General features: G+C 47.4%; 17 protein-coding genes. 9 read left to right on the top strand and 8 right to left on the bottom strand.

Going from position 1 to position 22062, the window contains the following annotated elements; translation table 11 throughout:
- Positions 1–3 precede the first annotated feature (3 nt).
- The 3 genes from E7747_RS08840 to E7747_RS08830 all read right to left on the bottom strand — a co-directional run bounded on the left by E7747_RS08840 (position 4) and on the right by E7747_RS08830 (position 1078).
- Positions 4–219: a helix-turn-helix transcriptional regulator gene (locus E7747_RS08840; protein WP_136415502.1), complete on the bottom strand. Its 216-nt coding sequence runs from the start codon at positions 217–219 to the stop codon at positions 4–6.
- A gap of 116 nt (positions 220–335) precedes the next feature.
- Positions 336–647, bottom strand: coding sequence for a helix-turn-helix domain-containing protein (locus tag E7747_RS08835; protein WP_228449115.1), 312 nt, complete (start codon positions 645–647; stop codon positions 336–338).
- The gene (locus E7747_RS08830; RefSeq protein WP_136415500.1) at positions 644–1078 is read right to left on the bottom strand and encodes a DUF3408 domain-containing protein; all 435 of its coding nucleotides are present in this window, start codon (positions 1076–1078) and stop codon (positions 644–646) included. Before E7747_RS08830 ends, E7747_RS08835 begins: the two co-directional genes overlap by 4 nt.
- A gap of 968 nt (positions 1079–2046) precedes the next feature.
- Between E7747_RS08830 and E7747_RS08825 the strand changes: the two genes are divergently transcribed.
- On the top strand, positions 2047–2694 hold the full coding sequence (locus E7747_RS08825) for a plasmid mobilization protein (RefSeq protein WP_136415498.1): 648 nt from the start codon (positions 2047–2049) through the stop codon (positions 2692–2694).
- A 296-nt stretch (positions 2695–2990) separates the two neighbouring features.
- Here E7747_RS08825 and E7747_RS08820 read toward each other — a convergent pair whose 3' ends face one another.
- From E7747_RS08820 to E7747_RS08800, 5 genes are all read right to left on the bottom strand, one after another.
- Positions 2991–4121 carry a PDDEXK nuclease domain-containing protein gene (locus E7747_RS08820; RefSeq protein ID WP_136415497.1) on the bottom strand — a complete coding sequence of 377 codons (1131 nt, stop codon included), beginning with the start codon at positions 4119–4121 and terminating at the stop codon, positions 2991–2993.
- Between the two features lie 19 nt (positions 4122–4140).
- Positions 4141–5559: a site-specific integrase gene (locus tag E7747_RS08815; RefSeq protein ID WP_136415495.1), complete on the bottom strand. Its 1419-nt coding sequence runs from the start codon at positions 5557–5559 to the stop codon at positions 4141–4143.
- A 323-nt stretch (positions 5560–5882) separates the two neighbouring features.
- Positions 5883–7205, bottom strand: a complete 1323-nt coding sequence (locus E7747_RS08810; protein ID WP_168185297.1) for a TolC family protein — start codon at positions 7203–7205, stop codon at positions 5883–5885.
- Positions 7206–7233: 28 nt separating this feature from the next.
- Entirely contained in the window at positions 7234–10395 is a 3162-nt protein-coding gene (locus E7747_RS08805) for an efflux RND transporter permease subunit (protein ID WP_228449114.1), read from the bottom strand.
- A gap of 21 nt (positions 10396–10416) precedes the next feature.
- Entirely contained in the window at positions 10417–11490 is a 1074-nt protein-coding gene (locus tag E7747_RS08800; protein WP_136415491.1) for an efflux RND transporter periplasmic adaptor subunit, read from the bottom strand.
- A 275-nt stretch (positions 11491–11765) separates the two neighbouring features.
- On the opposite strand from E7747_RS08800, the gene E7747_RS08795 reads away from it, so the two are divergent.
- The 8 genes from E7747_RS08795 to E7747_RS08760 all read left to right on the top strand — a co-directional run bounded on the left by E7747_RS08795 (position 11766) and on the right by E7747_RS08760 (position 22030).
- Positions 11766–13460, top strand: coding sequence for a glutamine--tRNA ligase/YqeY domain fusion protein (locus E7747_RS08795; protein ID WP_136415489.1), 1695 nt, complete (start codon positions 11766–11768; stop codon positions 13458–13460).
- Positions 13461–13635: 175 nt separating this feature from the next.
- Complete coding sequence (locus E7747_RS08790; protein WP_136415487.1) at positions 13636–15102, top strand: tetratricopeptide repeat protein; 1467 nt, start codon at positions 13636–13638, stop codon at positions 15100–15102.
- A 153-nt stretch (positions 15103–15255) separates the two neighbouring features.
- On the top strand, positions 15256–15786 hold the full coding sequence (locus tag E7747_RS08785; RefSeq protein WP_136415485.1) for a hypothetical protein: 531 nt from the start codon (positions 15256–15258) through the stop codon (positions 15784–15786).
- The gene (locus E7747_RS08780; protein ID WP_136415483.1) at positions 15753–17807 is read left to right on the top strand and encodes an alpha-amylase family glycosyl hydrolase; all 2055 of its coding nucleotides are present in this window, start codon (positions 15753–15755) and stop codon (positions 17805–17807) included. Before E7747_RS08785 ends, E7747_RS08780 begins: the two co-directional genes overlap by 34 nt.
- A gap of 151 nt (positions 17808–17958) precedes the next feature.
- Complete coding sequence (locus E7747_RS08775; protein WP_136415481.1) at positions 17959–18144, top strand: hypothetical protein; 186 nt, start codon at positions 17959–17961, stop codon at positions 18142–18144.
- Positions 18078–19298, top strand: coding sequence for a trigger factor (locus tag E7747_RS08770; RefSeq protein WP_136415479.1), 1221 nt, complete (start codon positions 18078–18080; stop codon positions 19296–19298). Before E7747_RS08775 ends, E7747_RS08770 begins: the two co-directional genes overlap by 67 nt.
- A gap of 282 nt (positions 19299–19580) precedes the next feature.
- Positions 19581–20981, top strand: coding sequence for an MATE family efflux transporter (locus E7747_RS08765; protein ID WP_136415477.1), 1401 nt, complete (start codon positions 19581–19583; stop codon positions 20979–20981).
- An 86-nt stretch (positions 20982–21067) separates the two neighbouring features.
- Positions 21068–22030 (top strand): hypothetical protein, encoded by a 963-nt coding sequence (locus E7747_RS08760; protein WP_136415475.1) that lies wholly within the window; start codon positions 21068–21070, stop codon positions 22028–22030.
- Positions 22031–22062 lie beyond the last annotated feature (32 nt).

The following is a 22062-nucleotide window of genomic DNA, read 5'->3' as shown; positions in this document are numbered from 1 at the left end:
TAGTTATTTATCTATTAGAAGTTCAGACATTTTGGTGTTAATCAACTCAGAAATATTTTTTAAAGTATATAAGTCTGGTTGGGAGGTGTTGGTGCACCACTTGGAGACTGTGACGGGGTCTTTGCCTAATTGTTCGGCGAGCCATTTGCCGGTGTGGCCGGTTTCGGCTAATACTGCTTTTATTCTGTTTAGTTTCTGTCGTTCAACTTTTGTCTCCATTGATTGATTTATTAAATTTGAACGCAAAGTTACTAAAGATAAATGAGACGGCAAACGTATATGCTGTAAAACATAGTCATTTGCCGTCTCATTTTAGGCGGATTTCAGTTACAGTATCACTTCCGAGTGCCTATCCGATGCGAGCGGAGGAAGGCGTCGAGGTCGGCGCGGCTGACGTAGATTTTGCGACCTATCTGGGAGAAGGGGATGAGGCGTTGGTCGCGGTAGTTTTGCCACGTCTTGGGGGATATGCCGAGGATTTCGCGGACTTCGTCGGATTCAAACCAGTCTTTGCCGGGGCTTCCAATCTGGGTTTTCTCGACTATCTCAATGAGACGGTCGAGTTTCTCATGCAGTGATTGCCACTCCTCCTGCGGAATCATAAGCATGAGCGATGTCGGGGCGGAGTTTAACTGAGATTTACTCAAGGGGGGGTGTCATATACTTTAGAGAGCTTTACGATTGCTTCCTTGCATTCGTCGAAGTGCTGTCTGAGCAGGTTGTTGATGAAGGTTGTAAGATTGGCCTTGCGGTTTCCACATATGAGTTGCAACTGTCTGATCTGCTTCACAAATTCAAGGCAGATTCTTACATTAGAGCATCCGGAGGGTGGACATAGATACGTCAGATCATCAATAAATCTTCGTCTGTATTCTTCCGTTTGTGTCGTTAGGGCCGAATTGCGGAATTTTGATGCAGAACGTCCCTTATGGTTGGATTGTACCGAGGAGAGAGGTTCATGTGTCGTGGAATTTGAATTATCAGTGTTGCTTAAAGGAGCGGAAGGCGGAGCTTCCTTAGCGCGGAAATTCTCCACAAAGGCATCTGCATCAAAGTCGTTGTCATATCTTTTTGCCATAATTCACTATTTCTGGGGTTAACATACATCTTGACTATTCTATTGGACGCTTTCACTACTACACACCTCTGGCTGTCCGAGCTTACAGTTGAAGCCTAGATAATAGGTTCGCGTTTCGTTCTGAACAGCATATTCCTTTAGACATAGGGCGGTCAATCATTCCAAAATTCATCAACTGAATGTGACGGCGTATGTGTTTGGGGTAAATATGCTGATTCAAAAGAATCTGGTATGTAGCAGGAAGCAAATTTCAGCAAGCACAAGTTCTGTGGCCTTTTCTCAAAAGTTCCATTGGCGGAATCTGAGGAGGCTGAAATTCTACGACAAAGATAGCATGACGCCGTCTGTCTGTCCAAATTTTCAGACCCATCGGGATTATGTCGCCTCGCATTGCCTGAAAGTGTCGCGATTTGTGGCTATGAAGCGGCGTGACTGCAAATCCGCATTTATACGTATAAATGTTTGAATGAATAAACAAACAGATATATGCTTTTGCGTTCTTGCAAATGGATATTCCTATATTTTCACATCAGCACTATCAAACTTCCATTTATAGATAAGTCAATCATGATTTATGCCTATAAGGATATATTAAAACACATAAAAGCGAACTGATTCATAGGTATTTATCAAGTCGTATATACATTCTTATTATAGGAAGTATGCTCAAAAGAGTGCATAAACAGACAGCCTTGTCTCTACATAAGAATACAACAAAGTTAACATCAATAGATACGCAAGTCCAAATATCTGAATATATCGGGGGCCTAAATCTGCCGTCAAATGCCGTCTGTTACGCCGAAATTCGTGTATGACACCCCTTGCGCGGTCAAGAAAGTAGGTGCAAATTTCAAACGACTCACTTCCATTGACCGTCGAATTTCACTCCCTGTTCAATCGAATTTTTGCCACATTCAGACGGGAGAAAGCGGAATTTGGCAGTTTCGGAAATTTTTCGTATCTTTAGTATGGCATTCGTGGAAACACCCAAGGCCGGATGTGCTTTCTCATTGAAAATCGGCATCCACATGGATGAGCAAGGTATGTTGCAAGGCACTCGAAATAAAACCGGTGCCTCGCAACCCTTGCTCTCCGAGGGAATGGTTTCCTCCAAAGTCGGGAACCCCTTTCAACGCCTGCGGCATTTCTCAGCGACGAAATCTGCGATACCATCTCTTATTTTTATGGGTAAATACTCAAACAACGGAGGTCGCAGACCCAAGGCCGACCCTTCCGTGAACCGCTACGTCGTGCGGTTCAACGCAGAGGAAAATGCTCGATTCCTCTCAATGTTCGAGCTGTCAAGAGCCATCAACAAGGCTGCCTTCATCAAAAACTTTCTTTTCCAGAAGCCTTTCAAGGTCTTTGTTGTCGATGAAAACACACGGATTTTCATCAATCAGTTGTCCTCGCTGAACGCACTCTATCGGACTTACGGTGTCAGTTACGACACATTGGTAAAGACGCTTCGCGAGAATTTCAGCAAAAAGAAATGCAATGCCGCCATCGAGAGACCGCGAGAAGCAACGATGAGGCTGGTGTCTGTATGCCTCGACATTCAGGAACTGGCCAAACAGTTCGACCATCGCTGGCAACAAACCATACAGAACAAATAAGAACAGCGAAAGAAAACGTCGGCAGGGAGCAATCTCCTTGCCGACGTTAATTCTCTCTACTCATCGTTCCATTTATCGTTCCGGATTGTTCCGGTCTTTGTTCCGCATTGTTCCATTGGTGCCGGATTGGTGACACTATCGGTGCCATTATTGGTGCCAATCTCAAATTTATTGGTGACACGATTGGTGCCATCGGTGCCACTATTGATGACAATAATGAATTTATTGGTGTCATTCTATATGGCGCTAAATCTGACTTGAGACGATTGCAATTGAAAAGAGACGACAATTCCTAATCAGAGTAATTTCTTTAACTCTTCAACATCCGGCAGTGCCTCGCGCAATTTTTCCGGCATTTCCTCACTGAGACGATATGTTGCTACGCCCATAGGCTTGGCATAATCCTGAATAACGTACTCTACGAAGTCTTTATTAGCGTTCTTGCATAACACTATGCCGATCGAGGGATTCTCGTGCGGCTTTTTCACCTTATCATCCAAAATGCGAAGATATGTCATAAGCTGGGCAAGATAACCGGGTTTGAAATCTCCGGTCTTAAGCTCCACAACGACCAGACAGTTCAGTTCTCGATTGAAAAACAATAGGTCGGGAAAGAAGTCTTCTGAAAATGCCTTAAGATGATATTGGTTTCCGACGAACGCAAAATCACGACCGAAGGTCATTATGAATTTCTTGATATTGTGGATTATCTCTTGTTCCACAACTCGCTCATCGATATCTGCAAGATCTCTTATGCCGATTTCCTCAGTATTGATAAAGTCAAGAAGGTATTCATCCTTAAACATGTTGAGTGCTTTGATTGCATCGCGGCTGTCCTTGATTGTTACGCCAAAGTTTGATGGCATAGCCCCATACTTATCGGCAACATTTTCCTTTATTTGTGTTTTAAGGAAACGCTTATCCCATTTATTTTCAATTGCCAGACTGATATATTTCCAACGCTTTTCAATATTCTTTTCTTCTGCCAAGATTATAATATGGTGGCTGAAACTTAAATTGAGAAATCTTTCCAAATCGTCAGCCGTGGTTGACGATTTAACAGGCAAAAGAGAGTCTGTGTTAATTTTGTCAGCCACGGCTGACGATTTATGGTTCTTGGCTTCAATAATTGGCGACCATTCCTCATAAAAAATTCTCATGTATTTGAGATTGGTCTGAGAAAAGCCCTTTAGTCCCGGCAGCTCCTTGCGAAGTCGCTCTGAGATAGTTTTTATGGCTCCAGTTCCCCAGAAGCCCTCACGAGAGTTCGCTGAGATATACCGGCCTATACCATAGTATAGAGACAGCATTTCCCGGTTGACCAACTTCGCAGCCTGATACTGACTGCGAAGAATCGCTTCTTTTATTGTCTGAACAGCCGCGTTATAATCTGCTGTATCTTGTCGTATAATTGCTTCCTTTGCCATAATACTGCAAATTTACTGATTATTTGTTGATTGCTGAAATCACGGCCATGATTTGTTCCGGGGTCATACTCTTTAGCAATTCGATGGCTTGCTCTTCTTTTGTCGCCCCTGATTCCTCCGTCGCTGTTGCCGAGGATTGTTTCTTGGCGAAGACGTTGCGTAGAGTTTCATCGGTCTTGGAGGTGTCGAAGCTACCCATATATCGTTCGGTTGTGGCGAGGTTGCTATGACCGAGGATATTCTTGATGGCTGATGACTCGGCTCCTGACTCCTGCGCTATATGAGCGAACGAGTGACGGCTGATGTGCATTGACAGTGGTTTCTCTATCTCAGCTTTCTCCGCAATCTTTTTGAGATATTTGTTGATAAGGGCATTCTTTGATGAAATATCCTGATACATCTTGTGGCGCAGTTCCGGGCGCATTCTGTCTTTGTCGGCTTGCGTCACATATCCGGCGTATTCGGCATCATTTGAGAGCAGTGGAAAAATATAGTCCGTTGCCTTTTCATCTTCCCGCTGATAATGACGCAGGATTTCAATAGCCTGCTCAACGAGAAGAAGGTCACGCTCCTTATGGTTCTTGCCCATCTGGTAATGCAATCTTCCGGAGGCGGTGACGTTGCCCCATCGCAACTGAATCAGGTCTGCAGCTCGGATTCCGGCACAGTAATAGCTGAATAGGAAATAATTCTTGCAGTGCCATATCAGCGAACCGTTCTCCAATTCCAGATTGATGATACGCTCCATTTCCGAGTCATCAAGTTTTTCCTTGATGGTCTTTATACCCTTGTATTTGAATACGAGGAACGGATCTTTTGAAGCCTCCATTATACCGACCTCAATAGCGCGATGAACGAGCGTGCGAAGGATATTGAACTGCACTTCGATAGTGTTTGGATGCAATAGTTTTCCCGGCTCGCGCTCATTTTCCCATTTATGGAGGAAGTTGTCAAAGCGAGTCAGTAGCTCAACCGTCATGTCGGCAACAGTAATGTCAGCCATACGGCGCTTCTTTCGGAATGCATCCAGCTTATTGATAAGCCCGCAATACTTACGCCAGTTGCGCCAGCCTCCATTATCGTATATCATCTGAGCCCGCTCGCGCGCAAAAGCCATGAATGAAGGAGAAACAACCTCTGTGTTCATCTCCTTGGCAAGCGCGACGGTCGTGACCTCACCCTCCTTGTCGAGTTCCTTATACGTTTCCTTCGCCTTGGCGAGAATATCAGCCAGCTGTGCATTGAGCACCTTTGCGTCGCGGACACCGCCACGTATCCAATTCTCACCTTTGCATTTTGCATTAAAATCGCATGGACGGGCAATCTCGACCATCGTCTTGATAAGTTTTCTTTTGCCGCCTACCGTCACACGAAGATACACCACGTACGTCTTGTTCCTGGTCGGTCGTCCGTTGAGTTCAAATCTGAATGTCGCCATTGGAGAGATTATTAGAGTTAAAATTACTATTACAGGCAACTTTGCAGGCAACGCCCACGCGGTTCAACCCGAATACGATTACAAAGGTAACTCAAATAGTATTTTCAAATATAGACTCACACCGATAGGTGAAGTCTTTGAGAATCTTCAATCCGTTCATATTGTCTAATGTTTTTATATTGAACGTTTTGGCGATTCATTTGTATCTATGACATTATCCCATACGCTTAATTTTCACTTACTTCCGCGATTTTTACCGAATCATTGTTCCTATAAACAGGCTAATAAAGCGACTTAGCTGTGGCCAAGTCGCTTTATTAGTCTTACTTGTTACTCATTTTTTTACAATCTTCATCCGTTTGTCCGGTGCTTATGATATAGGCAGAGCAGGCAACACGAAATTCCCCGTAGGCAGAGATATAGCGGTCAATCGATTCCTTATGGCTCGCTTCCGCTTCAAGCACATCGGTAATCGTTGACATACCGGCCTCATAATACAATCGGTTGAGCCGGAGATTTTCGGTGCTTTCCCCTACTCCTTCTTTGGCAATCTCCATCTTACGATGTGCCGCTGTCACATTGTTCCACTTGTCCTGCATGCTGATCTCAAGCTTTTCGCCAAGATCCTCAAGCTCATTTCTGGCATTTTCAAGTGCAAGAGACTTTCTTTTTATTGCATGTGAGCCACCCCACCAACCGGAAATAGGTATATTCACACCAATCATCAATGCGCCGAAATTGTGGTTCTGCTTAAGCAGATCGTGATAGAACCATCCTGCCCCAAGTGCGACCTGAGGTAGATTCTTTCCGATCTCGATGCGCTTTTCAAGCTTCTTTGCCTCGACATTCTTCTGCAGGAGCTTATAATCGACCGTCATCGGCAACGCATTAGCCCCCGGGATATAAAGCTTTGACGGAAAGTCAGGAATCATTTCGGGCACTGTGGATGCGACATCGAAATTCCAGTCTGTACCTTTGCCCATATATTGGCCTATCAACATTTTGACAAGCTTGATCCCGTTGTCGAGGTCGACCATCTCCGTACGATACGTGTTGCGTTTAAGCTGCACTTTCAACAGGTCATTGTTCATAGCCACGCCTGCGTCCACAGCCACTTTCACCTGATTGTCGAGTGTATCAAGAGTAGCTATAGCCGCCTCAAGTGCACAACGTGTAGCTTTCAGAGTAACCAGTTTCCAATAAAGAGACTCAGTGGTAAGCCGGAGTTCATCATTGCTCTGCTGCTGACGCAGACGGGCCACATCTTCTCCGACAGCAGCAAGCTTGTTCCCACTGATAATCTGACCACCCATAAATACGGGCTGCATCGCCTGCACTCCGGCCATCTTGCCCTTATTGATAAATCCTATTTCAATAATATCAAGGAGGTTATACTGAAAAACGTCATTATGAGTCCAAAACGCCACTCCAGTAGCCGAAACCTCAGGAAAATATTTCGTAAAAGCTTCCCGATGCAACTCTACAGCCGCTTTTGTATTGTTGGCCGCATTACGCACTGCCGCATTATTGGCAAGAGTCTCCTCTATACAATGCTCCAGAGTCAGTATCGAATCTGTCTCAGCAGCCCTGACACCAACCATAACCGACAAGGATATCACTAATACTGCAAGTTTAAGATTATTCATCTGTGATTGAAATTTATTGTTGGTGAAACTAAAGCAAATGGGTTTCGAGCGGTTCGTCAAGTGGCTTGCCCGCATTCTTCTTACGGTTCTTCATCAGGCAGTAGGCCACGGGGATTACTGTGAGAATGAATATCATTGTAATCGGTGTACCCCAGAAAATCACGACACCCATAGGTTTCCATAAAGCGCTGTCGCCCATTACCATCGGGAGGACACCCATAGTAGCCGCGGCTGAAGTCAGAAAAATCGGGCGCATACGTCGTTTTGAAGCGTTAAACACCGCATCAAACACACTTTCGCCATCGTTGCGTAGCTCCTCGGCATAGTCAAGAAGGACAATCGCATTTCTGACAAGTATACCCATCAGGGAAACCAATCCAAGCACACAGGTCAGAGACAAATCAGTAGATTGAATACGCAAACCCGCAGCCGCACCGGGAATACAAAGCAATAGACAGCCCAGCAACAGGAGTGCCGTATCAGCCGCTGCATAATGCAGAAGCAGGATAAAGAATATTATCACCACCGCTATAGCCAATCCGCCGAGAATCTGGGGAAGAGTGCTCATAGTGTTATCCCATTCTCCACCACGGGTAAGTTCGACATCAGCTGGAATATCATAATGGCTGATACTGTCCATCAATGCCTCTGTGCGGTCAATCACATTGACATTGCGCTGCACCTCGGCTATCAGCGATACCGAAGGCACACCACTGTAACGGGTGAGCATGCCGGGATGCCATTCGGGTCTGACATCTGCAATCTGACTCAGTGGGACATCGCCGAAACCAATCACCGGCATAGGTTCATTGACAAGATCTTCAACCGTCGCACGGTCAGATGTTTTAGTCTTTAACGTGACAGGGATACCATAATCACCTTCCCATACTGTAGCGACAGGCAGACCGGAACTGTAACGCATGGCAAGAGTGGTTTCGAGCAGCACACTGTTTAGCCCCAGACGGGATGCGCGTGTCACGTCCGGATTAATCACAGCTGCAGCCATAGGATTGTCAAGTGACGACCTCACATTTCTCAGTCCCGGGACACGCCGGGCGACCTGAAGCATCGAGTCACAGACACTGCGGAGAGTAGCCTCGTCAGCCCCGGTGAAACGAATTTCAATAGGATAGTCGGCCGTAGAGTAACTGAGTTGCTTGAATCGTACAAATGCGTCCGGAAACCAGCTCTCATACTTCCCGGTATATTCGTTAAGCACATCAATCGTAGCTTGATTGCTCTTGGTATTGACAATGAACTGGGCAAAATTCGATCCACCGACCTGCGGGGCGTATGTCGCTTGGAAACGTGGCGAGGAGCAGCCGTGAAACGAAGCGATCGACACAACCCTCTCATCTGCGGCAAGGATGCGTTCAAGCGAATCCGCAACCAGAGTCGTGCGTTCGACAGAAGTTCCCTGAGGCAAGAATATTTCGACGGCAAACTGGTTGCGCTCGGCGATGGGCATAAGCTGGAGTGGAGTGGAAATGAACATCCATGCGCTTATGATTACACATAATACACCAAGAAGTATAGTGGTCTTAGGCCATTTGAAACACCATCCGATCAGAATGTCATAGCCTTTCTGCATGGAATTGAAAAAACTGAATTTTTTCTTTCCCGACGCAAGCGCTTCCTGCTGTTCCTTATATATGGGTTCTTTTATCAGCTTGTACTGGATGAATGGGACGAGGAGCTCCGCTATCATGAGAGAGACAAAGAGAATTATAGTCATACCCCAAGGGAAATCAGTCAGGAAGTCCCTGAACATGCCGGTGACAGTCAAAAGAAATGGAAAGAATGTAACCGAAATAGCAAGTGTAGCCGAAAAGATAGCTTTGAAGAACTCCGTCCCTGAACGAAGCGTCGCCGACATGTGGTCCATTCCCTCAGAGATTAATTCGACATAATCATCGATAATCACAACTGAATTATCCACAATCATTCCAAGCGAGACAATCAGACAGGCGAGAGTCACAGTATTAAGCTCGATGTCAAACGCATAGAACAATCCAAGTGAAATGAATATCGACACAGGGATAGTGGCAGCGGCAATGAGCGCAACTTTCAGAGGAAGAAGAATCATGATTACGACCACCACTGCGATTATGGCTATCAGCAGTTCCACAAGAAAATAGTTTACCGAGCTGTTGACGACCACAGGCTGATCCGTTATCTTGAACAGCGTGACAGATTCCGGCATCTCAGCGCGGGCTTTTTCAAGCTGCGCGTCAACCTCCTTGCCCATCTCGACGATATTGTAGCCATCCTTCATCCCAACACTCAGCAATATACATTTGTCAAAGTTATTCGTAATATAACTGTCAGGCTCTGGATATTCCTTTTTGACTTCGGCCACGTCTCCGAGGCGGACAACACTACCGTCAGGAGAGCTGAACACAACCATATTGGCCACGTCTGCAACTGAATTTACAGGACGCGCGACAATTATCGGCTGTGTATAGCTGCCGTTTCGAAGTGCACCGCCTGTTGTCTGGAATCCTTGCGCGAGAAGAGTAGCACCGACGGTTTTCTCCGACAGAGCATAGTGCTGGAGCTTTTCAGGATTGAAATACACGGCTATCTGTTCGGTCTGCTTACCTGTGACCGACATTGTCCCCACGCTCTCGATTGTCCGCAGACGGTCCTTTAGAGCATCCATGTACTCACCGAGTTCACGATATGTCTTATCCTTGCTCTGCATGGTTATAAGCAACGCCGATGTCTCGCCAAAGTCACTTAGAGTCTCGACCCCGAGCACTCCCGGCGGAAGTTTGAGCTTTTCAGCTTCCATTCCGATTTTAAACTCATTCCAGAAGCTGTCAGCATCGTCAACATCATCGTCTAACTCTACAAAAATTATTGCAGTGCTGCCGGAAACCTGCGAATGGGTTTTCTTCTTGTTGACCTCTTTGTAGGAAAACACATAATCCTCGAGAGGTTTCAACACTTCCTGTTCAATCTGTTCGACAGAAGCGCCGGGATAAACTGCTCCGACTACTCCCTCTCTGATAGTAAATGACGGAAACTCGTTTTTATCCATCACTTTCAGAGCATAGATTCCGAAAGCGATGAAAATACAGGTTATAAGTATAATTTCTTTGCTGTATTTCATTCCTGCCAAAACGATAGGCGAAGGTTTTGCCAATGGTTTCGGTACGGAATTTTGTGGAGTTGATTGCTGTGCCATATTCAGACGGGCATTTAGGTGTTAGTTTTCAGTCCTTTGTAGTTCTGCAACGACAGGAGTTCCAGTCCCGACCTTCTGCATGCCTGCCACAATCACGCTGTCACCGGCCGAAAGTCCATCGGTCACGAGTATTCCTCCGGAGGCCAGTTCATCAGCCTTGACAATTCGACGGACAGCCTTTCCGTGTTCCACAACCCAGACAAACGTGCGATTGTCCGAACCGAGAAGTACCGACTGGGAAGGAAGCAGCACATCTGCCGTAGCAACAGTGTCTGACTTGGCTGATAAATCGATGGAGACATCACCTACCATTCCGGGAAGAATACGTCCGCCACCGGCAGGAATTGCAATCTTAACGGCATAAGCCCGTGTAAGTGGATCAGCCACCACCGATTTACGGGCCACCTGTCCGACAACCGAATCTATGCCAAGACTCTTGAAACTAACCATAGCTTTCTGCCCTTCTGAAATTTCTCCTATCCTCCCCTCCGGGACAGAAACATTTATACGGAGATCGCCCACAGCTACAAGCTCGATTACTGGAGCTGCCGCTATGACAGTCTGGCCCACGTTGGCAAACTTGCGGCTGACAACTCCACTGACAGGCGAACAGAGTGTTGCATCGGCCACAGCCCGTTTCGACATCTCGGCGGCATTCTCGGCCTGCTTGAGTTTATTCTGGACCTCTACCCATTTGATATCCGGCAGAGCATTGGCATCGTGAAGCTTTTTCAGACGGGCATAGGCATCACGAGCCTCGGCGAGTTCGGCATCCGCGATATTTCCTGCATTGACATAATTATCACTCTTGACCCGGGCGAGCACCTGCCCTTTCGTCACATGCTGGCCCTCCTCGACATATATCCCGGTTATAGTCCCGGGCACTGAGAAGCTGAGAGTGGATGTCTCAGCTGTTTCAACAGTCCCTGAGAAAGATACGGGGTTATCATAGCTGCTTAAACTCACAGATTGCACTGTTACCTTGACCGGAGGTGCGACGTCAGCTTTTTCTGATTGTACACATCCCGTGAAGATTGCTGCAACGGCGAGCACAACGGCCTGAGCCTTGCAAAAAGATGAACTGAATCTATTCATTGGTTTTTATTCAGGTTTACCACAGGCCGGACGCATGTCCCGCCTTAAAATTCATGAAATTATCATAAATTTAACACGCTGAAACACTGATTTGTTTTATCCACCGGGGAAATATCACTGCCCATAGTTATAATCCCTACCTGAAAACCTCCTAATATAACTTCATCAATAGCTTTAAACAGGTTTTATGCCCCAAGTTGGGTGTTTTCAAAAAATTGTGACTATCTTTGCATATTAAATACAGACAGAACCATATTTTTAACATTCTCCCGTAAATGGAAAATAATAGTCAAGTCACCAACCCACAAGAGCCGAAAGGCCTTAATTTTGTCGAACAGCTCGTCCTTGAGGATCTTCAGGCAGGAAAAAACGGCGGACGCCTCAACACCCGCTTCCCGCCCGAGCCCAACGGCTATCTCCATATAGGCCACGCAAAAGCCATCTGCATGGACTTCGGTATCGCTGAAAAGTTTGGCGGTACATGCAACCTACGCTTCGACGACACCAATCCTGTAAAGGAGGACGTTGAATATGTAGATTCAATCCGCGAAGACATCCACTGGCTCGGATTTGACTGGGGCGACCGTGAATATTACGCATCCGATTATTTCCCCCAGCTCTACGATCTCGCCATACGCATGATCAAGGAGGGAAAGGCATACGTCGATGACCAGACATCTGAGCAGATCGCAGCCCAGAAGGGAACACCGACACAACCCGGAACGGAAAGCCCTTACCGCAACCGTTCGGTAGAAGAAAATCTTGACCTTTTCCAGCGCATGAACGCAGGAGAGTTTGAGGAAGGCGCACGTGTGCTCCGTGCCAAGATCGACATGGCAAGCTCCAACATGCACTTCCGCGACCCCATCATGTATCGCATAATCAAGACTCCGCACCACCGCACAGGCACTACGTGGAAGGTCTATCCGATGTATGACTTCGCACACGGACAGAGCGACTATTTCGAAGGGGTCACACATTCTATCTGCACACTTGAGTTTGTTCCTCACCGTCCGCTGTATGAATATTTCGTAAAAGAACTTGCCGACGAAAGCTACTGCCCCCGTCAGATTGAATTTAACCGCCTCAACCTTACATATACGGTCATGTCGAAGCGCAAGCTGCTCCAGCTTGTGAAAGAAGGGCTCGTGGCAGGATGGGACGATCCCCGCATGCCGACGATCTCGGGTCTGCGCCGTCGCGGTTTCACGCCACGTGCCGTAAGAAACTTCATCGACGCTATCGGATATACAAAATACGAAGCCCTCAACAGCATTTCGTTGCTCGAACATGCCGTCCGTGACGACTTGAACAAGGTTGCTACCAGAGGCATGGCTGTCATCAATCCCGTCAAGGTAATCATCACAAACTATCCTGAAGGGCAGGTTGAGACAGTCGAGATGGAAAACAATCCTGAAGAAGAAGGTTCAGGCACACACCAGATGCCATTCAGCCGTGAAATCTATATCGAACGTGATGATTTCATGGAAAATCCGCCCAAGAAATTCTTCCGTCTCGCACCTGACGGCGAAGTCCGTCTGAAAGGCGCATACATCATCAAATGTACCGGCGTAAAGAAAGACTCTGACGGAAACATCGAGGAAATTTACTGCACATACGATCCCGATACCCGCAGCGGACTGCCCGGAAGCGCACGTAAGGTCAAAGGTACCCTCCACTGGGTTTCCGCCGAACATGCAATCGACGCTACCGCCCGCATATATGACCGTCTGTTCAACGTCGAGAATCCGGCCGCTGAAACAGAACGTGATTTCCGCGAAATGCTCAATCCGGACTCATTGAAAGTCGTAGAACACATAAAGGTTGAACCCTACCTTGCGGAAATCGCCAAACCGGGATTTCCTTTGCAATTCCAGCGTATCGGTTATTTCACTCTCGATCAGGATTCGAAACCCGGAGAACTGATTTTCAACCGGACAATCGCCCTTAAAGACAGCTGGAAAGCATAAAAATCCACTGGATAAAGCATTAGGATTGAAAACTGATAATAAAGTATCGGACTAAACAACGGTAGTCCGATACTTTATCCTCTAAAGCCACAAGGAGCATCCGGCCTTGTGCCCTCCTATAACACTCAATCCTTTTCCCCTTTATACTTTATACTTAACATTTCTAACCATCTACATGGACGAACGCAACGACCGACGCGACTTATACGAAGAATTTGAATCAGAAGTGGTCAAACGAGGCAACACAGAGGCTTTTTTCGACGAAACAGACCTTGTGGAAATCTTTGACTACGCATCTGACTATGACAATTATATCGTAAAGATGGAGGTGCTGCTCTACGGAGCTGTCCACTATCCCAAGAGCGAAGCTCTGGCCACACGCCGTGCATGGCTATACTATTCATTCGGTGATGTCGAAGTGACGACCGAACTCAACAACCGCGTCAGTCAGGAAGGTATCCTTAACAAACTGTTAAGTCTGCGTGCCCGCAATTCAGACCTCAGCATGACTTCTAAGGAAATAATTGCCGAACTCGAAGCTATTCTTGACACCACAACCGACTTTGAAGATGAGGAGATAATACAGTTCACTGACTATGCGATGGAGATGCACCTTGAGGACTGGCTGAAGTCAAACCGCGAACGCATTCAGTCAAAGTGCTCCTATCCACAGACATTCCTTTACGAATTCGCCGACCGTTCCGAAGAAAACGATGACCTTGAAACTGCCGCACAGCTCTTCGAGGAACTTACCATGCTCGAACCTTTTACCCTCGACTTCTGGCTGCGTCTTGCGACCGTCCAGATAAACCGCGAGGACTACGAAGGAGCGCTCTCGTCAGCAGAATATGCACTCGCAATAGACGCGAGCTCGATAATGGCGCTACGCATAAAAGGCGCAGCCCTCTACCGACTCGAACGCGGACCGGAAGTCGTCGCCTCAATCTATGGCAAAGTAATCGAATCGTCAGAAGCCGAGGAGACGGACATCTCGACCTATGCAGCCGCACTTATCGAGTGTGGCCGTCAGACTGAGGCCGTAGCAATGCTGACATCATATCTCAAAGAGCATTTACACTCCCGTCTGGCCATAGACGTGCTTCTTGTCCTTGACCGCAATATAGCCGAACCATACGTGCGCAGCATCATATCGGCCGGATTCATAACCGAAAAAGATGCTGTCGAATGGGCGCGCGGGCATGTTGTCCACGGGCAGTTTGGATCGGCAGCCCTTGTCTGCCTGACTTATGATGAAATAAAAGGATTTGAAAACGACATCGCGTTCATGCTCGAAGTGTGCTATTTCGCCCTTCGGTTTGAAGATGTCGTCAGGCTCTACCATGCGAAATACCGCTTAGGCCAGTGGCCTTTCCTCCCTGCCATATCATTCCCGTTCCTGATGAGTCTCGTGCGCCTCGGCCGACGGGAAGAAGCACTTGACGAAGCACAGGATATACTGAAATCCATCCGTGCCTACCGACGTAAGCACAGCAATACCGAACTCAGCGCCATGTTCCGACTAACACCGGCCGCAACCGGCTCGATGGTGATCGGATATATGGAAAATCTCAAAAACATCATCCACGCTCTGAAATCGGCCGACAACATAGCAGCCGACGATTTTGACCCGATGATCATCTGACCTGCTCCATTCTGAAAAACAGTCTCTCCCACTCTCCTTTTACTTAAATTATTTGCAACGAAACTCCATCTCTCCTCCACGACACACATTTCCATACATCATACCTACAAGACATTCTTTTCAATTAAACATTTCTTAACAATCTTTCCAGACATGAGATTAAATCTACGCCACCTTTGGGCGATGTCTGCCATAAGTGCAAGCGTCGCCGTATCCGCGCAGAGCATCACGACCTCTCCGGCAATCATCACTGAAGACTCCAAAGACATTGTAATCACCTTTCACTCTGACGGCGGAAACAGAGGTCTTGTCGGCGCTTCGGCTTCTACAGGCATCTACGCCCATACGGGTGTCATTACCAACCTCAGCGACGGACAGTGGAAAAATGCACCCACTTGGGGTACAAACACCGAGAAATACAAGCTCACATACACCGGTCCGTTCACATGGGAAATGCGCATTCCCGACCTGCGCGAATATTATAACATCACGGCTTCCAATGAGAACATCGAGAAACTTGCTTTCGTATTCCGTAACTCCGACGGCAGTTCAGAGTGCAAGACCGGTTGCGGAGGCGACATATTCGTACAAGTATTCCCCAAGAATTTTCCCGCATCAAAAGAAGCTGTCTATCCGGCGGCACACCCAAGATGGGAACGGAAATCAATGCCGATGGTTCTGTGACATTCTGCATCGCCGCTCCCGGAAAGACCAATGCAGTCATGATGGGTTCGTGGAACGACTATACCGCAGCTCCGGAATATGTGATGAACTATCAGGACTACAACGGCAACCGCTACTTCTGGCTGACGCTCGACAATCTTGAAAAAGGAAAGGACTACATATATTATTATAATATAGACGGCAGCATCAATGTCGGAGACCCATACGCGCGTCTTGTGCTCGATCCAAACAACGACCAATATATTTCAAGCTCAGTCTTTCCCGGCCTTCCGGCATATCCGTCTAAAAAAATCACCGGCGTGCCTCTGGCTATATTCAACAGCGAGCGCGATGTCTACGACTGGAAAGTGACCGACTTCAAAGGAGTCCCGCAAAGCGACCTTATCATCTATGAGCTTCTCATCAGAGACTTTACAGGCACTGAAGGCAAAGCGCTCGGCGAGGGCACTGTTAAAGGTGTGATTTCAAAACTCGACTATCTGAAAGAACTCGGAGTGAACGCAATCGAGCTGCTGCCGATAATGGAATTCGCAGGAAACAACTCATGGGGCTATAACACAAACTTCTACATGGCTCCCGACAAAGCCTACGGCACTCCCGACGACTACCGTGCACTCATCGACGGCGCTCACGAAAGAGGCATGGCCGTGATTCTCGACATCGTGTTCAACCAGAGCGACGGGGCACACCCGTGGTTTGACATGGTGCGCCGCAACATCTCACCGTTCTACAACGGCTCTGCACCTCATGCCTACAGTGTGCTCAACGACTGGAATCAGGACTGCGAGCTGGTGCAGCAACAGTGGCGCGACGCTCTCGACTACTGGATGACGGCCTATAAGGTCGATGGTTTCCGTTTTGACCTTGTGAAAGGACTCGGCAACAACGATTCATACGGCAACACCTTCGACGCTGCCACCAACACTTGGGGCACTCCGAACGACAACAATACAAACCGTTTCAACGCCACACGTGTAGCCCGCATGAAAGCCCTCCATAAAAGTATGATGCTCACTAATCCTGATGCTTACTTCATCAACGAGAATCTTGCCGGAAGCGAAGAGGAAAACGACATGGCACGCGACGGCGAAATCAACTGGGCAAACGTCAACTGGAGTGCCCGCAACTATGTCATGGGCACAGGCGACACATCTCTGAGCCGATTCTATGCACCGCAAGACGGCAACCGTCTATGGGGTTCGACCGTCAGCTATGCCGAGAGTCACGATGAAGAGCGCGTGGCCTACGGGACAACAAGCGGCACATCAGTGGTCAAAGGCGATTTTACCGCACTCTGCCAGCGCATCGGCTCTATGGCCGCCCAGATGCTCCTGTCGCCCGGCGCACACATGATATGGCAATTTGAAGAAATAGCCAACAACCAGACCACCAAAAACAATTCCGGCAACGATACAAGCCCTAAGAAAGTTACTTGGGACATCAGTTCGTCGCCTGCACGTCAGGGTCTGCTCGCCACATTCAAGGCCCTTTGTGGCATCCGCGCCGACTATCCTGCACTTTTCCGTGAAAATGCGACAGCCGGTGTCGAGCTTAGCTCTACCACAGCCCGCTACATATCCCTGACCGACGGGACTTCTGAACTTTACCTTGTGGTCAACCCGGCCTCTGCCAAAGTGACTGAAAGCGCGACAATACCTTTCCCGACCAATCCCGCCACTGGCACGACCGCATTCCTCTCCGACAACAAATATAGCCTTGTCGCCGCGAGCGCCGATGTCACACCATCAATGACAGCCAACGGCATTACACTCCCTGCCGGGGCTTTTGCTGTCTACGTCTCAGGTCCGAAATCGGGAATAACCGACATCATCACCAATGGCGAAGCCGCATCACGTCCTGTTGTCGTTACCGACGGAGGCCACATCCGAGTGCTCAGCCCCTACACTTCGTTCTCAATATATACGCTCAGCGGCATGAGCCTTCCAACCGAATCTCACCTTGAACCGGGCATCTACATTGTCGTTGTCGACTCAAACGCTGTCAAAGTGGCAGTTATGTAAAAAACGTGTGTTTAATGAATTTTCACACCCCTTTTAGCGACCATCTTTGCTTTTCGGGAATTTTTTGTTAATTTTGCACCTTGATTGAACGCAGTCCGTAGGGACAGCGCTGAAAAGAGTAAATATTAATAAAAAACTGATACATTACCAAATGAAAATTACCAAGGAAGAGATTTCACCCGTAGACGTCCGTCTTACCGTGGCGATTGAAGAAAACGACTATAAGGACGATGTGACAAGAAACTCAAAGAGCTTGGCCGCACCCACTCCATCCCCGGATTCCGCAAGGGTCACGTGCCCTTCGGCGAACTCAAACGCCGTTTCGGCAAACAGATGACAAGCGATGTCATCAATGACACCGTCTATCGTGCAGTGGTTGATTTCATCACTGAAAACAATCTTCCCGTGATGGGTCACCCGGTGCCCGTTGAAATCAAGGAGGCATTCGAAGAAGGCGATCAGGAATTCAAATATGATCTTGCCCTCGTTCCACAGCTCGACATCAAGCCCTCTAAGGACGACCACTATCCTTTCTATGAAATCGAAGTGACCGACGAAATGATCGACGAGCAGGACAAGAACATGCGCAAGCGTTTCGGTAAGCAGGAGCCCGGTCAGGAAATGACAGAAGACGGTGTAGTCAAGGGTGCTATCATGCAGCTTGACGAAAACGGCAATGTCAGCCAAGCAGAAGGTGCAATTCAGGTGACCGACGGCATTGTATTCCCCCTCTACTTCAAGGACAAGGAAGAAACAGCCAAGTTCGCTGGCAAGAAGCCCGGCGACAAAGTTGTTTTCAATCCTTGGAAAGCAGCAGGCGGCGATGCAGGCGAACTCGCTTCCATGCTCCACGTTGACAAGGCTATCGCAGGCGACATCAAGGGCGACTTCGAAATGACAATTTCTGAAATCATCGTCAGCGTGCCCGCAGAACTCGGCGAGGAATACTACAAGATGGTCTTCGGCGAAGACAAGGTTCACAATGAAGAGGAATATCGCGCTGCCGTCAAGGAAATGATTGCCAATGAGCTTTCGCAGAACAGCCACATCCTTTTCCGCAACCAGTTCGACAAGGCTATGATGGAGAAGTATGGTTCTATGACCCTCCCCGCAGAGACCATCAAGAAACTCTTCTTCGCAGAAGCTGAGAATCCCGATGAAGCCTATGCTGCTCAGGAAAACGGCATCAAGCATGAAATCATCGAAACCAACCTTCTCAAGGCTCTTGAAATCAAGGTTGAAGCCGATGAAGTCCTTGAAATGGCCAAGTTCCTCACCGCCCGTCAGTTTGCTCAGTACGGCATGGCCGGTATCGACGAGGAAATCATCACCCGCTACGCCAAGGAACAGCTCGAAAAGGCGGAGATCCGCAACCAGCTCACCCAGCAGGTTCTCACTTCCAAGCTCTATGATGCCATCGAAAACGCCGTTAGCCTCGACAAGCAGACCGTCAGCCTCGATGACTTCAAGAAAATCGCTCAGGAAGCCTAAGACATATAAAAATTCTATGAGCTGACAATAAACTGCCGGTAATCATAGCGACATAAACACTCCCCATAGCCTGTTTCAAGACTATGGGGAGTGTTTATTGTCTACACATTTACACATTTAATATATAGTGGCGAATTCTTACAGCTATCCTCATGAAAACGACACCCAGCCATTGGCGATTTTCTGAAACCGGGCAAGCTTCTTAAGCTTATATAAGGCTTTGACGGTTAATTTTTTGTATCTTTGCACCCCATAATCAAGATTAACTGTCATATTTTATCTATGAATCCATCGGCACTAAAACATAAAGCAGGCTTCTGGAAATCCTATAAGGTTGAATATAAGAACCTATGGCGTCTTGGACTCCCGGTCCTCGTGACACAAGTTGGTATTATTGTGGTCAGTTTTGCTGACACTATGATGGTAGGAGCTTACGGAACGGAAGAACTTGCAGCAGCCGCTTTTGTCAATTCTCTGTTTATGATTGTCACGGTCATGCAGCTTGGCTTCGCAGCCGGAATGACACCGATAATCGGAGCGCTCTACTCCAAAGGAGAGAATCACACTGTAGGAGTGACTCTGCGAAGCGGACTGCAGATCAACATACTTGTCTCTGCCGGTTTTACAGCTGTCATGGGTGGCCTCTACTTTTTCCTTGACCGTTTCGGGCAGCCAGAGGAACTGTTGCCGCTTATACGACAATACTATCTCATAGTCCTGTCGACACTTCTGCCGATGGCCGTGTTCAACTGCTGCCAGCAGACCGCCAACGGAACAACCGACACGGCCACTCCCATGTGGATGATATTAGGAGCCAATGCAATCAACATCATAGGCAACTATTCACTTATATACGGTAATTTCGGATTTCCCGAACTGGGACTTGTCGGAGCAGGATTAAGCACAATGACGGCACGCTACGTGGCAATGACCGGCATCGTATTGTTCATAATATTCTCGCGCCGCTACCGCCCGTATACTACCGGCCTGCGCGAAGGCTCTGCCGATTCAGGAAAGATACGACGTAAAGTATGGGCCACATCCTATCCGGTCATGATTCAGAGCGGAGTCGAATGCTTCCTCTGGAGCTTTGGCGCAATCGTATCCGGCTGGTTCGGAAAAATACAGCTTGCGTCATATCAGGTGGTCAACACCATATCTCAGCTCGGTTTCATGACCTATATGAGTTTCGGAGTGGCGACCTCAATCCGTGTCGCTAATTACACCGGTTTGCGCGACATCGCCGGTATGAAGCGCATCACGTCAGCCGGAATGCACCTCAACATACTCCTTGCCACGATTGCCTCGCTAATATTCCTCATTGGAGGCCGTCACCTCATACACACATTCTCTCCCGACCCGGAAGTGATAGCCGTCGCTCTGACGCTGATTCCCCCGCTGATTCTTTATCAGTATGGCGATGCCATACAGCTTACATACGCCAACGCCCTTCGCGGGACATCGGAAGTCAAACCCCTATTATGGATTTCGATAGTCAGCTATCTGATAGTCGGCATACCGTTGTTGTTGCTATTGGCAAAGTATCTTGACATGCACAATCTGGGAGTGTACTACAGCTTTACAGGTGCTCTGCTTGTCGCATCAATACTGCTGCGCACATCTTTTACAAAAGCTGTCGCCAGAAAAGAGACAGAATTCACCATCTCCAAAAACGAACTATAATACCAATATTATAATTTTCATAACTATCATCAGTTTTTAAGCTGAAATATTTGGCTAATAGCCAAATATTCATTAAATTGCCCTCCATGAAAAGGGCAGTGCAAATAATAGTGTTTTTGTGTGTGATTTCCGTTGTCAACGCATACGGAAATACTGATCGTTGGCTCTCAATGGAGGCCAATACGGTCGATACTGAGAGTAACAAATGGTATTTTACCTCAATATCACAATCTGAATCTTCTCCATTCTATCGTCTATATGGCGACAGCCTCATCGCTGAAATTTGGGACAATGTTCGTCAATGGTACGCCATAAGGGGAGATTCAAACCTATATCTTGGAGAAGAGTCTCGTTTTCATAAGGCTTTTTCCAAGAATCTGTTGCCAACTTCAGCCTTTGGCAATATATGGCTTGCAGGTGAGGAACTAAGCGTTGAGAAAGGACATTATTACCATACACTCGAACTGGGACAGGAAGGAAGTTACAAGTGTTCTCTGCCTGTAAGAGGAGTAATGATTCTTGAAGACAACTGTATTATTCCAGCAGTAGCAATTACCGAGACAAGAGAGTTCAAATCTCACATAGGACGAGATTCGTTGTCGGCCGAATCATCGGTTTCCAAGGATATAACACGGACAAGATGGTTTGTCGAAGGTGACATACTCCCTGTGGCAATGCAGACTACAAAAAAGGAGTCTATACGTGGGAAAGAAATATCATCAAAAACATATACCTATTTGCTTGACCATACGGAACTGCCTATCAATGAAGAAACGGTCAGAGGCATTCAAATCCAACAAGCGCTTGATAATGCAGATATAACTTATGAGAACAACGTTATAAGAATCAACGGTTTTTTCCCATCTGACACCAGACTAAAACTATATATATCCAACTTTCAGGGAAGTCTTTTTCACCTTGAACCGATAGAAGTTATGGCAGAGGGGAAGAACACAGAAATACGGCTTCCTTCCTTATCATCAGGACAATATATAGTAACTATATCTGCTGACACCCCAACGGACCGAAAGATTATTGTTAATATCTGAACACAATCTTAATTAATCTTACCATGAATCGT

The organism is Duncaniella dubosii (genome assembly GCF_004803915.1).
GTDB lineage: Bacteria > Bacteroidota > Bacteroidia > Bacteroidales > Muribaculaceae > Duncaniella > Duncaniella dubosii.
Note: the sequence above shows the minus strand (reverse complement) of the source record. Positions and strands in the feature narration are given on the sequence as shown.